The organism is Burkholderia sp. TSV86 (genome assembly GCF_001522865.1).
In the GTDB taxonomy this organism is placed as follows: Bacteria; Pseudomonadota; Gammaproteobacteria; order Burkholderiales; family Burkholderiaceae; genus Burkholderia.
In genome coordinates, this window is sequence record NZ_LOWB01000015.1 from 173650 (window position 1) to 187449 (window position 13800).

Annotated in this window: 13 protein-coding genes; 8 read left to right on the forward strand and 5 right to left on the reverse strand. The window is 66.2% G+C overall.

Annotated features, from left to right (window positions below; genetic code table 11):
- The first annotated feature begins 114 nt into the window (after window positions 1-114).
- The 3 genes from WS68_RS01510 to WS68_RS01520 all read left to right on the forward strand — a co-directional run bounded on the left by WS68_RS01510 (window position 115) and on the right by WS68_RS01520 (window position 1988).
- A complete protein-coding gene (locus WS68_RS01510) occupies window positions 115-681 on the forward strand; it encodes a cytochrome b (protein ID WP_059569106.1) in 567 nt (188 codons plus the stop codon).
- Window positions 682-701: 20 nt separating this feature from the next.
- Window positions 702-1262 carry a YceI family protein gene (locus tag WS68_RS01515; RefSeq protein ID WP_059569107.1) on the forward strand — a complete coding sequence of 187 codons (561 nt, stop codon included), beginning with the start codon at window positions 702-704 and terminating at the stop codon, window positions 1260-1262.
- A gap of 147 nt (window positions 1263-1409) precedes the next feature.
- Entirely contained in the window at window positions 1410-1988 is a 579-nt protein-coding gene (locus WS68_RS01520; RefSeq protein WP_059569108.1) for a YceI family protein, read from the forward strand.
- 208 nt (window positions 1989-2196) lie between these two features.
- Here WS68_RS01520 and secF read toward each other — a convergent pair whose 3' ends face one another.
- The 5 genes from secF to queA form a co-directional block, all read right to left on the reverse strand.
- Window positions 2197-3147 carry a protein translocase subunit SecF gene (gene secF / locus WS68_RS01525; protein WP_059569109.1) on the reverse strand — a complete coding sequence of 317 codons (951 nt, stop codon included), beginning with the start codon at window positions 3145-3147 and terminating at the stop codon, window positions 2197-2199.
- Window positions 3148-3162: 15 nt separating this feature from the next.
- Complete coding sequence (gene secD, locus WS68_RS01530; protein WP_059569110.1) at window positions 3163-5181, reverse strand: protein translocase subunit SecD; 2019 nt, start codon at window positions 5179-5181, stop codon at window positions 3163-3165.
- A gap of 103 nt (window positions 5182-5284) precedes the next feature.
- Complete coding sequence (gene yajC / locus WS68_RS01535; protein WP_059516026.1) at window positions 5285-5611, reverse strand: preprotein translocase subunit YajC; 327 nt, start codon at window positions 5609-5611, stop codon at window positions 5285-5287.
- A gap of 201 nt (window positions 5612-5812) precedes the next feature.
- Complete coding sequence (tgt, locus tag WS68_RS01540) at window positions 5813-6994, reverse strand: tRNA guanosine(34) transglycosylase Tgt (RefSeq protein WP_059569189.1); 1182 nt, start codon at window positions 6992-6994, stop codon at window positions 5813-5815.
- A 208-nt stretch (window positions 6995-7202) separates the two neighbouring features.
- A complete protein-coding gene (gene queA / locus WS68_RS01545; RefSeq protein WP_059569111.1) occupies window positions 7203-8276 on the reverse strand; it encodes a tRNA preQ1(34) S-adenosylmethionine ribosyltransferase-isomerase QueA in 1074 nt (357 codons plus the stop codon).
- Between the two features lie 193 nt (window positions 8277-8469).
- Here queA and recG point away from each other — a divergent pair, with 193 nt between their 5' ends.
- The 5 genes from recG to WS68_RS01570 all read left to right on the forward strand — a co-directional run bounded on the left by recG (window position 8470) and on the right by WS68_RS01570 (window position 13748).
- Window positions 8470-10896 carry an ATP-dependent DNA helicase RecG gene (gene recG, locus WS68_RS01550; protein ID WP_059569112.1) on the forward strand — a complete coding sequence of 809 codons (2427 nt, stop codon included), beginning with the start codon at window positions 8470-8472 and terminating at the stop codon, window positions 10894-10896.
- A gap of 115 nt (window positions 10897-11011) precedes the next feature.
- Window positions 11012-11971 carry a hydrogen peroxide-inducible genes activator gene (locus tag WS68_RS01555; protein WP_059569113.1) on the forward strand — a complete coding sequence of 320 codons (960 nt, stop codon included), beginning with the start codon at window positions 11012-11014 and terminating at the stop codon, window positions 11969-11971.
- A gap of 385 nt (window positions 11972-12356) precedes the next feature.
- Window positions 12357-12518 (forward strand): hypothetical protein, encoded by a 162-nt coding sequence (locus WS68_RS27160; protein ID WP_156429304.1) that lies wholly within the window; start codon window positions 12357-12359, stop codon window positions 12516-12518.
- Window positions 12519-12661: 143 nt separating this feature from the next.
- A complete protein-coding gene (gene dpsA / locus WS68_RS01565; RefSeq protein ID WP_059516036.1) occupies window positions 12662-13150 on the forward strand; it encodes a non-specific DNA-binding protein DpsA in 489 nt (162 codons plus the stop codon).
- A 142-nt stretch (window positions 13151-13292) separates the two neighbouring features.
- Entirely contained in the window at window positions 13293-13748 is a 456-nt protein-coding gene (locus WS68_RS01570; RefSeq protein ID WP_059569115.1) for a winged helix-turn-helix transcriptional regulator, read from the forward strand.
- The last annotated feature ends 52 nt before the right edge of the window (window positions 13749-13800 follow it).

Genomic DNA, 13800 nt, shown 5'->3' on the forward strand with positions numbered 1-13800 from the left:
ACCGCGCGCGCTTCTGCCGAGCGCGGCCGGTTACGGTAGCATGGCGGCCGTGGAATGAATGCGTCGCACGGATACGAGCGCGCCGCCGTGGCGCTTCGCATAACTGGAGAATTCATGACCTCGCTTTTTTCGTCTGCCTCCGCCCCGCCGGTGGCGTATACGCGCACCGCGATCGCGCTTCATTGGCTGATCGCACTCCTGATCGTGTGCGGCTTCGCGCTCGGCTGGGTGATGACCGATATTCCCGGCTTCACGCCGGCCAAGCTCAAGTATTACTCGTGGCACAAATGGATCGGCGTCACAGTGTTCGCGCTCGCGATCGCCCGCGTGCTGTGGCGCGCCACCCACGTGCCGCCGCCGATGCCGGCCGGCATGCCCGCGTGGCAGCGTGCAGGCGCGCACGGCGTGCATGCGCTGCTCTACGTGCTGATGCTCGCGATTCCGGTCACGGGTTATTTGTACAGCTCGGCTGCGAACGTTCCGGTCGTCTACCTCGGTCTCGTGCCGCTGCCGCGCCTGCTCGACCCGGACCCGGCGCTGAAGGCGACATTGAAGGCGGCGCACGTCGCGCTCAACTACGGCCTGCTCGCGCTCGTTGCCGCACACGTCGCCGCGGCCGTCAAGCATCAGTGGCTCGATCGCGACGGCGTGCTGTCGCGTATGCTTCCCTTTCTCAAATAACCCGGAAATCAGGATCGCTTATGAAAGTCTCGTTCTACCGTTACATGCTCGCGGCGTTTGCAGCCGCTTCGGTTGCGTTGTCGGGCGACGCGCTCGCACAAGTCGATCTGGCCAAGAGCAAGGTGTCGGCTGTGTTCAAGCAGATGAACGTGCCGACGGAAGGCGTGTTCAAGAAGTTCAACGCGCAGATCAAGTTCGATCCGGCGAAAGCCGCGCAGGGCAGCGCCCAGGTGACGATCGATGTCGCAAGCTACGATCTAGGCGATCAGATGTACAACGACCAGGTCGCAGGCAAGGACTGGTTCGACGCGAAGACGTATCCGCAGGCGAGCTTCGTGTCGACTGCGATCGCGCCCGCGGGTGGCAACAAGTACAACGTGTCGGGCAAGCTGACGATCAAGGGCAAGACCCAGGCGGTGACTTTGCCCGTGACGGTCACCTCCAGCGGCGCGACGCAGGCGTTCGACGGCGTGCTGCCGATCAAGCGCTCGGCATTCAACGTTGGCACCGGCGAGTGGAAGGATACGTCGATCGTTGCCGACGAAGTGCAGATCAAATTCCATATCGTTGCCGCGAAATGACGCGGGTGGCTTTAGGCCGCCAGGGCCGCCGCGTCGCGGTCCCGCCCCGTTTTTGCTTCACTCGGCTCACGGCTCTGGGCGGGCCGGGAGATTTTTTCGCACCACCTACGCCGCCCTGGCGGGCGGCCCCGTCACAAGGAGATTGATTTGAACCAGCAACTGATGATCGCGGCGGGTGCGCTGGCCGCCGCACTGTCGTTCTCGGCGCACGCCGCCCCCGACACCTACAAGTTCGACCCGACCCACACGTACCCGAGCTTCGAGGCCGACCACTTCGGCGGGCTGTCGGTGTGGCGCGGTAAGTTCGACGAATCGAGCGGCACGGTGACGCTCGACCGCGCGGCGAAGACGGGCACCGTCGACGTGACGACGAAGGTTGCGTCGATCGCGACGGGCAGTGCGAAGCTCAACGAGCATTTGCAAACCGCCGATTTCTTCGACTCGGCCAAATATCCGGATGCGAACTACAAGGGCACGATCAAGTTCGAAGGCGACAAGCCGGCGGAAGTGGTCGGCAATCTGACGCTGCATGGCGTGACGAAGCCGCTGACGCTGAAGATCGTTTCGTTCAAGTGCATGCCGCATCCGATGCTGAAGAAGGAAGTGTGCGGCGTGGATGCGGCCGGCGAGTTCAACCGCGACGATTTCGGTCTCGACTACGGCAAGCAGTACGGCTTCAAGATGAAGACGAAGCTGCTGATCACGGCCGAGGCGGTGAAGCAGTAAGCGTGACGCGAAACCGCGCGTGCTTGCGCCGCGCGGTGGAGCAGGCCACGCGGCCGCGCTTCGCAAGGAGCGCGGTTTTTTTGCGCGCCGGGATGCGCACAAAAAAGGCCGGTTCGCAACGAACCGGCCTTCATCGTTTTCAGGCGCCGCCGTCGAGCGGCACTGTCAAAGCAGCACAAGCAGCACTTTCAAGCGGCGCGAATCCCGCTCAAACCTGGGCTCCCGCATTCGGATCGTTCGGGTCGTGCGCGGCCTTTTTCTCTTTCATCAGATCCTCGCGTTTGATCCCGAGCCACATCGCCAGCGAACCGGCCACGAACACCGACGAGTAGATGCCGAACATGATGCCCACCGTTAGCGCGAGCGCGAAGTAGTGCAGCGTCGGGCCGCCGAAGAAGAACATCGACAGCACCATCATTTCGGTCGACGTGTGCGTGATGATCGTGCGCGACATCGTGCTGGTGATCGCGTGGTTGATCACTTCCTGCACGCTCATCTTGCGTTCGCGGCGGAACGTCTCGCGGATTCTGTCGAAAATGACGACCGATTCGTTGACCGAGTAGCCGAGCACCGCGAGCACCGCGGCCAGCACCGACAGCGAGAACTCCCACTGAAAGAACGCGAAGAAGCCGAGGATGATCACGACGTCGTGCAGGTTCGCGATGATGCCCGCGACCGCGTATTTCCACTCGAAGCGAAACGACAGGTAGATCACGATGCCGATCACGACGCACGCGAGCGCGAGCAGGCCGTCGGTCGCGAGTTCGCGGCCGACCTGCGGGCCGACGAACTCGACGCGCTGCAACTGCACGTCCGGGCTCTGCGCCTTCAGGCCCGCCATCACCTGGTCGCTCTGTTGCGCGGACGTGAGCCCTTGCTTGAGCGGCAGCCGGATCAGCACGTTGCGCGACGTGCCGAAGTTCTGCACCTGCGCATCGGCATAGCCGAGCTGGCCGAGCGTCGCGCGCACCGGCTCGAGCTGCGCGGCCTGCTGGTATTGCACTTCGATCACCGTGCCGCCCGTGAACTCGACGGACAGATGCAGTCCGCGATGGAACAGGAAGAACACGGCGGCCACGAACGTCACGAGCGAGATCACGTTGAAGACCAGCGCGTGCCGCATGAACGGGATGTCTTTACGGATGCGGAAAAATTCCATGATGGTCTCCGGCGCTTAGTTGGACGGGCCTTGCTTCGGCGGCACGCCCGGCCCCGAGCGGCGGCGCGCGACCGGCTTGCCGGCGCGCGGCGCGTTGGCGGGCTGCTTCGGCGTGGCGGTGTGCGTGCCGGTAAGCGGCGCGTTCGCGCGCGCGTCGTCGCCGAGTTGCGCGGGCGCGCTGGCGGCGGGGCGCCACACCTGCCCGATCGCGAGCGACTGCAGCTTCCTGCGCCCGCCGTACCAGAGATTCACGAGCCCGCGCGAGAAGAACACCGCGGAGAACATCGACGTGACGATGCCGATGCAGTGAACGATCGCGAAGCCGCGCACCGGGCCCGAGCCGAACGCGAGCAGCGCGAGGCCGGCGATCAGCGTCGTGACGTTCGAATCGAAAATCGTCGCCCACGCGTGCGCGTAGCCTTGCTGGATCGCGGTCTGCGGCGCCGCGCCGTTGCGCAGCTCCTCGCGGATACGTTCGTTGATCAGCACGTTCGAGTCGATCGCCATGCCGAGCGCGAGCGCGATCGCGGCGATGCCGGGCAGCGTGAGCGTGGCCTGCATCATCGACAGCGCGGCGATCAGCAGCAGCAGGTTCACCGACAGCCCGATCACCGACACCAGGCCGAACAGCATGTAGTACGCGATCATGAACACGGCGATCGCGACGAAGCCCCAGACCACCGAATGGAAGCCCATCTTGATGTTGTCCGCGCCGAGGCTCGGGCCGATCGTGCGTTCCTCGATGATGTCCATCGGCGCGGCGAGCGAGCCCGCGCGCAGCAGCAGCGCGAGATCGGTGGCCGCCTGCGGCGTCGGCTGGCCAGTGATCTGGAAGCGGTCGCCCAGCTCGGATTGGATCGTCGCGACGGTCAACACCTCGCCGCGGCCTTTCTCGAACAGCACCATCGCCATCGGCTTGCCGATGTTCTCGCGCGACACCGCGCGCACCGCGCGGCCGCCCGCCGCGTCGAGGCGGATGTTGACAGACGGACGCTGATGTTCGTCGAAACCGGCCGACGCGTCGATGATCCGGTCGCCGGTGAAGATCACCTGCTTCTTCAGCAGCACGGGCGTCTGGTTGCCCTGCGTGAACAGTTCCTCGCCGGGCGGCACCGGATCGTTCGGATTCGGGTGCGTGTTGAGCGGATCGGCGAGGCGCGCCTCGAGCGTCGCCGTGCGGCCGATGATGTCCTTCGCCTTCGCAGTGTCCTGCACGCCCGGCAGCTCGACGACGATCCGGTCGTTGCCCTGCTGCTGGAGGATCGGCTCGGATACGCCCAGCTCGTTGACGCGATTGTGCAGCGTCGTCAGGTTCTGCTTGAGCGCGGCGTCCTCGACGGCCTTTTGCACGGCCGGCGTGAACGTGCCGACCACCTGATAGCCGCTGCCGCCCGGCTGCGTGGCCCATTGCAGCTCGGAGACGGACTGCGCGAGCAGCTTGCGCGCTTGCTCCGCGGTGTCCTGGTCGGCGAAATTCGCGACGACAGCTTGGTCGACGCGGTTCACGCCGCCGTCGCGGATGCCCTTGTCGCGCAGCAGCGTGCGCGCGTCGGACGCGTCGGAGTCGAGCTTTTTCGTCAGCGCGCCCGTCATGTCGACCTGCAGCAGGAAGTGGACGCCGCCGCGCAGATCGAGACCGAGATACATCGGCAGCGCGTGCAGCGCGCTCAGCCAGCGCGGCGACGCGCTTTGCAGATTCAGCGCGACGACGTACTGCGGATCGTTCGGATCGGCGTTCAGCGTCTTTTGCAGCAGATCCTTCACGCGCAACTGCGTGTCGGTGTCCTTCAGGCGCACGCGAATGGTCGCGTTCGCGGACGCGTTGTCGAACGTGACGTCGTCGGCCGCGACGTTGTTGGCCTTGAGCGCGGTTTCGACCTGCGCGAGCGTGTCGGCGCCGAGCTTGACCGTGGCCTTGCCGCTCGACACCTGCACCGCCGGCGCTTCTCCGAAGAAGTTGGGCAGCGTGTACAGGAAGCCGATGGCGAGCGCCACGACCATCACGACATATTTCCAGAGTGGATAACGATTCATGAGGGGGCCGAACGGGTGGGTTGGCTGGGATCGCGCCGCATCCGGCGCCGCCCGCGCCGCGCATGCGGCGGGGCGCTCGGGCGCGCGAACGCGGCGGCGGGGCTTACAGCGACTTGATCGTGCCCTTCGGCAGGATGGCCGTCACGGCGGCCTTCTGCACGGTGATTTCAGTGCCCGAGGCGATTTCGACGCCGATATAGGCATCCGTCACCTTCGTCACCTTGCCGACGAGCCCGCCGCTCGTCACCACTTCGTCGCCCTTGGCCATCGCGGCGAGCATGTTGCGGTGTTCCTTCTGCCGCTTCATTTGCGGACGGATCATGATGAAGTAAAGCACACCGAACATCAGCACGAGCGGCAGGAAGCTCATCAGGCTCGATTCGGCACCGCCCGCTGCGCCCTGCGCATAGGCATTGGAAATGAACGACACGTTGGTCTCTCCGTGGGAAGATCGAAAAAAAACAAGCCGGTTATTCTACCACCGGCCCTCATTGCGACAGCGGCGCAAATGCGCTTTGGTTTCAAGCTGTTAACGAACCGTTCACGGCCCGTTCACGCCGGTTGGCGCGCGTTTGCGTGCATATCGAAAGAAGATTGTAAGGTGTTGCGGCGCAACCGGCGCGGCGCGCCGTCAGTCGACGCCGCGTGCGCGATCCTGCGCGAAGCGCTTCCTGAATGCGTCGAACGTGTGCGTGTCGATCGCCTCGCGGATCTCGCGCATCAGTTCGAGGTAGTAGTGCAGGTTGTGGATCGTGTTCAGTTGCGCGCCGAGAATCTCGCCGACGCGGTGCAGATGGTGCAGGTAGCCGCGCGAGAAGTTTCGGCACGTATAGCAGCCGCAAGTCTCGTCGAGCGGCTTCAGCGCGTTCTTGTGCGACGCGTTGCGGATCTTCACGTCGCCAAAGCGGGTGAACAGCCAGCCGTTGCGGGCGTTGCGGGTCGGCATCACGCAGTCGAACATGTCGACACCCGCGGCGACCCCGGCGACCAGATCCTCGGGCGTGCCGACGCCCATCAGGTAGTGCGGCTTGTCGGCGGGCAGGCGCGGTGCGATGTGCTCGAGCACGCGCATCATGTCCTCTTTCGGCTCGCCGACCGACAGCCCGCCGATCGCGAGCCCGTGAAAGCCCAGCTCGGACAGCCCGGCGAGCGATTCGTCGCGCAAATCCTCGTACATCCCGCCTTGAACGATGCCGAACAGCGCATTCGGATTGCCCAGCCGCTGGAACTCGTCGAGCGATCGCTTTGCCCAGCGCAGCGACATGCGCATCGAGTCGGCCGCTTCCCGATGCGTGGTCGGCACGCCGTTGGTCGCGTAAGGCGTGCACTCGTCGAACTGCATCACGATGTCCGAGTTCAGCACCTTCTGAATTTGCATCGACACTTCCGGCGACAGGAACAGCCGGTCGCCGTTGATCGGCGACGCAAACGTGACGCCTTCCTCGGTGATCTTGCGCAGCTCGCCGAGCGAGAACACCTGGAAGCCGCCCGAATCGGTCAGGATCGGCCTGTTCCAGCCCATGAAGCGGTGCAGCCCGCCGTGCGCACCGATCGTCTCGAGGCCGGGGCGCAGCCAAAGATGAAACGTGTTGCCGAGGATGATCTGCGCGCGCATCTCGTCAAGCTCGCTCGGCTTGACCGCCTTCACGGTCCCGTAGGTGCCCACGGGCATGAAGATCGGCGTGTCGACCACGCCGTGATTGAGCGTGACGCGGCCGCGGCGCGCACGGCCGTCGGTCGTCAGCAGTTCGAATTTGAGGCCGTCGTGCGCATGCACGTGCGTATGCGTATCGTGGGATGAGCCTTCGGTCATCTGTTTGAACTCCTTGCCGCCGGAGAGCCGTTTGCACGGGGCCGCGGTAAGCGCTGAAGCGCCGGCTGCGGCCGGCCCAGTCCGGCGCATGTTGAAAGCGCCGCCGGCAAGGGCCGGCGGCGGTAAGAAATACGGTGGATTGCGGCCCGGGTTCGCGTGAGATCGCGCAGCGGCGTTGCCGGTACGCTCAATCACCGAAACGCTGCGCTCATGCGCCGCGGCGATTCTCCTCGGGCACGTCCCGCCGCGTGAGCAGCATCGCGTCGCCGTAGCTGAAAAAGCGGTAGCGCCCGTCGATCGCATGCCGGTACGCGGCACGGATCGTCTCGAGGCCGGCAAACGCGCTGACCAGCATCATCAGCGTCGATTTCGGCAAATGGAAATTCGTCACCAGCCGGTCGACGACGCGAAAACGATAGCCCGGCGTGATGAAAATATCGGTTTCCGCGCGCGTCGCGGCAAGCGGCCGGCCGGCCGCCTCGGCGTCCCGCGCGGCGGCCTCGAGCGCGCGCAGCGACGTCGTGCCGACCGCGATCACGCGGCCGCCGCGCGCACGCGTCGCGGCGAGCTGCTCGACGAGCGCGCCGCTCAATTCGTACCATTCGCGGTGCATCCGGTGCTCGGCGATATTCTCGGCGCGCACCGGCTGGAACGTGCCCGCGCCGACGTGCAGCGTGAGCGTCGCGCGCTCGACGCCGCGCGCATCGAGCGCGGCGAGCACCGCATCGTCGAAATGCAGCCCGGCCGTGGGTGCGGCGACGGCGCCGGGATTGGCCGCGAACACGGTCTGATAGCGGGTTTCGTCGATCGAATCGGGCGCGTGCCCGATGTACGGCGGCAGCGGCAGGCGGCCGTAGCGCTCGATCAGCGCGTCGCAGTCGTCGGGAAAATGCAGCGTGAAGAACGGCTCGACCCGCTCGCCGACCGTCACGTCGAACGCGTCGGCGAGCGTGAGCGTCGTGCCGGCGGCCGGGCTCTTGCTCGCGCGGATCTGCGCCAGCGCGGTGCGCGGCCCGGTCACGCGTTCGATCAGCACTTCGATCTTGCCGCCGCTCGCCTTGCGGCCGAGCAAGCGGGCCTTCAGCACTTTGGTATCGTTGAAGACGAGCAAATCGCCCGGCTCGATGCAGCCGGGCAACTCGGCGAAGCGCCGGTCGACGAGCCGGGCGCCCGCGGGTGCGTTGCCGACCTCGAGCAGGCGGCTCGCGCTGCGCTCGGGCAGCGCGGTTTGCGCGATCAACTCGGGCGGCAGATCGAAATCGAAATCGGAAAGCGTAAGCATGCGAAATGAGGCTGCGAAACGGGATTGCAAACCGGGACTGCAAACGAGGTCTGGACGGCCGGCCGCGCAAGCAAAGCGCGTGGCGGCGTGCGCGAGCCGCTATGATGGCGGGGTTGCGCGGTTGGCCGGCGTGGTGCGTCCGCGTGACGTGAAAGCCGCTATTGTACTTGCTCGACGAAGCCTTTTCTGACCGATGCCCGTACCCGTTCGCCGTTCCATTGCCGATCCAGCCGAAGCCGATGTGTTCGACGGCGATGCCGTGTCAGCTCAGGCGACCGCCGACGCCGGCGCGCCGCGCCGTGCCGCGATGGGGCGCGGCCGCACGACTGGCGGGCGTGTCGCGCCGGCCGGCGGGCAGAGCGGCGCGGCAGACTCGCCCGCGGCGCCGGGCCGCAGGCGGGCGGCCCAATCCGGATCGAAGCCGGCTGCGGCATCGCCAGCATCGGCTTTGCCCTCCGCCGCCGCCGCGGGCGCTGCCATTGGCGCTACCGTTGCCGCCGCCGACACGTCCAACGCGAAAGCGGCCGCCAAACCCGCATCGAAACCGCTCAAGACCGCCGACAAGCTCGCGAAGCTCGGCCTCACGCGCTCGATTGACCTCGTGCTTCATCTGCCGATGCGCTACGAGGACGAAACGGCCCTCACGCCGATCGGCGAATTGTTGCCCGGCGAAACCGCGCAGACCGAAGGCGTCGTGTTCGACAGTGAAGTCACGTACCGGCCGCGCCGCCAGCTCGTCGTGAAGCTGCGCGACGACGACGGCGCGCAGCTCGTGCTGCGCTTTCTGAACTTCTACGGCTCGCAGGCGAGCCAGATGGCGACGGGGCGCCGGCTGCGCGTGCGCGGTGACGTGCGCGGCGGCTTCTTCGGCCTGGAGATGGTGCATCCGGCGGTGAAGGTCGTCGATGCCGACACGCCGTTGCCGCAGGCGCTGACACCCGTTTATCCGAGCACGGCGGGCGTGTCGCAGGCGTATCTGCGCAAGGCGATCGACAACGCGCTCGAGCGCACGCCGTTGCCGGAAATCCTGCCGCCCGAGATCGAGCGCGAGTATCTGAAGCCGCTTGGCGTGCCGTCGCTCGCGCAGGCCGTGAAAATCCTGCATCATCCGCGCGCCGATTCGGACGAAGCCGCGCTGATGGACGGCTCGCATCCCGCGTGGACCCGCATCAAGTTCGACGAACTGCTCGCGCAGCAGTTGTCGCTCAAGCGCGCGCACGAGGAGCGCCGCACGCGCGCCGCGCCCGCGATGCCGCGCCGCGCGCGCGATGCTTCGGCCTCGGATGCGGCGTCGCTGTCCGCGCGTCTTTACGCGGCGCTGCCGTTCGCGCTGACGGCGGCGCAGGAGCGCGTCGTTGCCGAGATCGCGCGCGATCTGACCGAGCCGCACCCGATGCAGCGGCTGCTGCAAGGCGATGTCGGCAGCGGCAAGACGGTGGTTGCGGCGCTCGCCGCCGCGCAGGCGATCGACGCCGGCTATCAAGCCGCGCTGATGGCGCCGACCGAGATCCTCGCCGAGCAGCACGCGCGCAAGCTGCGCGGCTGGCTCGAGCCGCTCGGCGTGTCAGTCGCGTGGCTCGCGGGCAGCCTGAAGGCGAAGGACAAACGCGCGGCGATCGAGGCGGCCGCGCTCGGCACCGCGCAGCTCGTGATCGGCACGCACGCGATCATCCAGGATACGGTCGAGTTCGCGCGGCTCGGGCTCGTGATCGTCGACGAACAGCATCGCTTCGGCGTCGAGCAGCGGCTCGCGCTGCGCGCGAAGGCGGCCAACGCGGCAGACGGCGCGGCGGGCTTCCAGCCGCATCAGCTGATGATGTCGGCCACGCCGATTCCGCGCACGCTCGCGATGACGTATTACGCGGACCTCGACGTGTCGACGATCGACGAACTGCCGCCCGGGCGCACGCCCGTTCTCACGCGGCTCGTCTCCGATGCGCGGCGCGACGAAGTGATCAGCCGTGTGCGCGAGGCGGCGCTCGCCGGGCGGCAGGTGTACTGGGTGTGCCCGCTGATCGAGGAGAGCGAGACGCTGCAGTTGCAAACAGCGGTCGAAACCTACGAGACGCTCGCCGCCGCGCTGCCCGAGTTGAAGGTGGGCCTGGTCCACGGCCGTCTGCCGCCCGCCGACAAGGCGGCCGTGATGGACGCGTTCTCGCGCAACGACGTGCAACTGCTCGTCGCGACCACGGTGATCGAGGTCGGCGTCGACGTGCCGAACGCGTCGCTGATGGTCATCGAGCACGCGGAGCGCTTCGGGCTTGCGCAGTTGCATCAGTTGCGCGGCCGGGTCGGGCGCGGCACAGCGGCTTCGGTGTGCGTGCTGATGTACAGCGGGCCGCTGTCGATCGCGGGCCGCGCGCGGCTCAAGACGATGCGCGAGACGACTGACGGCTTCGAGATCGCCCGGCGCGATCTCGAAATCCGCGGGCCCGGCGAGTTTCTCGGCGCGCGCCAGTCGGGCGCGGCGATGCTGCGCTTTGCCGATCTGGAGCACGACGGCTGGCTGATCGAGCCGGCGCGGGAAGCGGCGGCGCGGCTCATCGCCGGCTACCCGGAGGTTGTCGCGCAGCATCTCGCGCGCTGGCTCGGCGCGCGCGAGCAGTATCTGAAAGCCTGAGCGAGCGGGCGAAGCGGCGCGATGCGGCAGCGTGTCTTATGCACAGAGGTTGGCGAATCGGCCCAATCGGTGTATAAATTTAATCTATCGTCACGAAACGATTGATTAACTCACGATGACGCTTACCGAATTGAAATACATCGTCGCGGTCGCCCGCGAACGGCATTTTGGCCGGGCTGCCGAGGCATGCTTTGTCAGTCAGCCGACGTTGTCAGTGGCGATCAAGAAGCTCGAGGACGAATTGAACGTACAAATCTTCGAGCGCGGCGCGAGCGAAGTGAGTGTGACGCCGGTTGGCGACCAGATCGTCACGCAGGCGCAGCGCGTGCTCGAGCAGACATTCGCGATCAAGGAAATCGCCAAGCAGGGCAAAGACCCGCTCGTCGGGCCGTTCAGGCTGGGGGTGATCTACACGATCGGGCCGTACCTGCTGCCCACGCTCGTCAAGCAGATGATCCGCAGTGTTCCGCAGATGCCCCTGATGCTGCAGGAGAACTACACGCTGAAGCTGCTCGAACTGTTGAAGCAGGGCGAGATCGACGCGGCGATCATGGCGCTGCCGTTTCCCGAGACGGGCCTGACGGTGCGGCCGTTGTACGACGAGCCGTTCGTCGTCGCGCTGCCGGCAGGGCACCCGTGGGAGAAGCGCCGCAAGATCGACCCGGCCGATCTGAAGCAGGAGACGATGCTGCTGCTTGGCAGCGGCCATTGCTTTCGCGACCACGTGCTTGGCGTGTGTCCGGAGCTGATGCACTTCTCGCAGACGGCCGACGGTATCCAGAAGACCTTCGAGGGCTCGTCGCTCGAGACGATCCGCCACATGGTGGCAAGCGGCGTGGGGATCACGGTATTGCCGCGGATGTCGGTCGCGCAGCTCGGCCCTCACGGCAGCGGCGCGGATGCCGATCTGCTCTCTTATGTGCCGTTCGACGAACCGGTTCCTGACCGGCGCGTCGTGCTCGTGTGGCGCAAGAGTTTCACGCGGATGCCGGCGATCGACGCGATCAGCGATGCAATCAGCGCGTGCGCGCTGCCCGGCGTGGCAAAGCTCGACATCCCGGCGACGGTCAACTGAGCGCCGCATAGCGGCCGGCGAACCGGGGCGCGCCCCGGTTATAGTCTTGCCTATTGAATAGATAAATTTAATCAAAACATAAATTCGATAGATAAATATAAAATTCTTTCGTAGGCTGCCCAGGCCGACGGGGCCGACGCGAGGCGGCCAAGGCCGTTCGGCATGCGCATAGGCTGTCGCTGTCGCTGTCGCTGTCGCTGTCGCTGTCGCTGTCGCCGTTGCCGTTGCTGTCGCCGTTGCCGGCACGCCGACGCTGCGCCGGTTTGGCCGGCGCCGGATTTGCTGCTCTTGCAACCCGCCGCGTCGGCGAAGGCAGCAGGATCGAACGATGCGCGGCGGCATGCGCCAACGCGGAACATCGTTCCGTATGCGAAGGAGGATGAACATGAACCCATCGACGCTCGACTGGCGGGCAGTAGTCCGGCGCCCGCCTGCGATTCAATCCCGTGCGCTTGCGGCTGCCGCGGTGCGCCGCCTGATCGGCTTCGCGATTGCGGGCAGCGGCGCGGCCGCGCTGATCGCGCAGCTCGCCCGGCATTTCGGCTGACGCCCGCCACGCCGGTTTTGCGCAATGGCACGGGACCGGTTCTACGTTAAACTCGGCGGAACAGCGTGCTTGAGGCGCGCGGCGGCTCGAGCCGCCACCGCGTGCCGTGCCGGTTCCATTCACATCGACAAGGAGTCAGCGATATGGTCAAGAAAGGAAACGCTACCCAGATCAACATCGGCATCAGCGACAAGGATCGCAAGAAGATCGCGGAAGGGCTCTCGCGCCTGCTCGCCGATACCTACACGCTGTATCTGAAGACGCACAATTTCCACTGGAACGTGACCGGCCCGATGTTCAACACGCTGCACCTGATGTTCGAGGAGCAGTACAACGAGCTATGGCTTGCCGTCGATCTCGTCGCCGAACGGATTCGCACGCTCGGCGTCGTCGCGCCCGGCACGTATCGCGAGTTCGCGAAGCTGTCGTCGATTCCGGAGGCTGACGGAGTGCCGGCCGCCGACGAGATGATCCGCCAGCTCGTCGAAGGGCACGAGGCCGTGGTGCGCACCGCGCGTGCGATCTTCCCGGCCGCCGAGGCCGCGAGTGACGAGCCGACCGCCGACCTGCTGACCCAACGCCTGCAGACACATGAAAAGACCGCATGGATGCTGCGTTCGCTGCTTGCATGACAGCCGGCTGGGGTTGAGTGCGCGAGTCCGCTTTCGATCGATTCGATGCGGCCTTTGCCCGGCAAAGTTTTAGAATGTAACACATCGATCACGATGCACGCGGCCCGGCGCGGCGCATTTCGGTCCCCATTTCCTCGACAGCATGGCCCGACGTAAAGACATGAGTGCCGACGCGTGCCCCGTCGCACGCGCGGTGGACGCGATCGGCGACCGTTGGTCGCTGATGATCGTGCGTGACGCGTTCGACGGAATGCGCCGCTTCGGCGAATTCCAGCGCAATCTCGGCATCGCCCGCAATATGCTGGCCGACCGGCTGAAGATGCTGGTCGACGAGGGCGTGCTCGAACCGGTGCCTGCGTCCGACGGCTCCGCGTATCAGGAATACGTGCTGACGGACAAGGGGCGGGCGCTTTTTCCGGTGGTCGTCGCGTTGCGGCAATGGGGCGAATCGCATCTGTATGGGGCCAACGAGGCGCATTCGCAGCTTGTCGACCGGCGCAGCGGCCGGCCGGTCGCGGTGATGACGCCGCGCACGCAAGGCGGCCGCGTGCTGCGGCCGGAGGATGCGATCGTCGATCACGAGCCGGCGGCGCGTTAGCCGGCGGGCGGTTTCGAGCGCGCGGCCCGTCAGCCGCCGCGCGCGGGTTCGC

Excerpts from the sequence above, each read along its gene's own strand:
- recG (WP_059569112.1), top strand. The coding sequence starts at position 8,470 with ATGCCCGTACCCGTTCGCCGTTCCATTGCCGATCCAGCCGAAGCCGAT.
- WS68_RS01515 (WP_059569107.1), top strand. The coding sequence starts at position 702 with ATGAAAGTCTCGTTCTACCGTTACATGCTCGCGGCGTTTGCAGCCGCT.
- WS68_RS27160 (WP_156429304.1), top strand. The coding sequence starts at position 12,357 with ATGAACCCATCGACGCTCGACTGGCGGGCAGTAGTCCGGCGCCCGCCT.
- WS68_RS01555 (WP_059569113.1), top strand. The coding sequence starts at position 11,012 with ATGACGCTTACCGAATTGAAATACATCGTCGCGGTCGCCCGCGAACGG.
- queA (WP_059569111.1), bottom strand. The coding sequence starts at position 8,276 with ATGCTTACGCTTTCCGATTTCGATTTCGATCTGCCGCCCGAGTTGATC.
- WS68_RS01510 (WP_059569106.1), top strand. The coding sequence starts at position 115 with ATGACCTCGCTTTTTTCGTCTGCCTCCGCCCCGCCGGTGGCGTATACG.
- tgt (WP_059569189.1), bottom strand. The coding sequence starts at position 6,994 with ATGACCGAAGGCTCATCCCACGATACGCATACGCACGTGCATGCGCAC.
- WS68_RS01570 (WP_059569115.1), top strand. The coding sequence starts at position 13,293 with ATGGCCCGACGTAAAGACATGAGTGCCGACGCGTGCCCCGTCGCACGC.
- dpsA (WP_059516036.1), top strand. The coding sequence starts at position 12,662 with ATGGTCAAGAAAGGAAACGCTACCCAGATCAACATCGGCATCAGCGAC.
- secD (WP_059569110.1), bottom strand. The coding sequence starts at position 5,181 with ATGAATCGTTATCCACTCTGGAAATATGTCGTGATGGTCGTGGCGCTC.
- secF (WP_059569109.1), bottom strand. The coding sequence starts at position 3,147 with ATGGAATTTTTCCGCATCCGTAAAGACATCCCGTTCATGCGGCACGCG.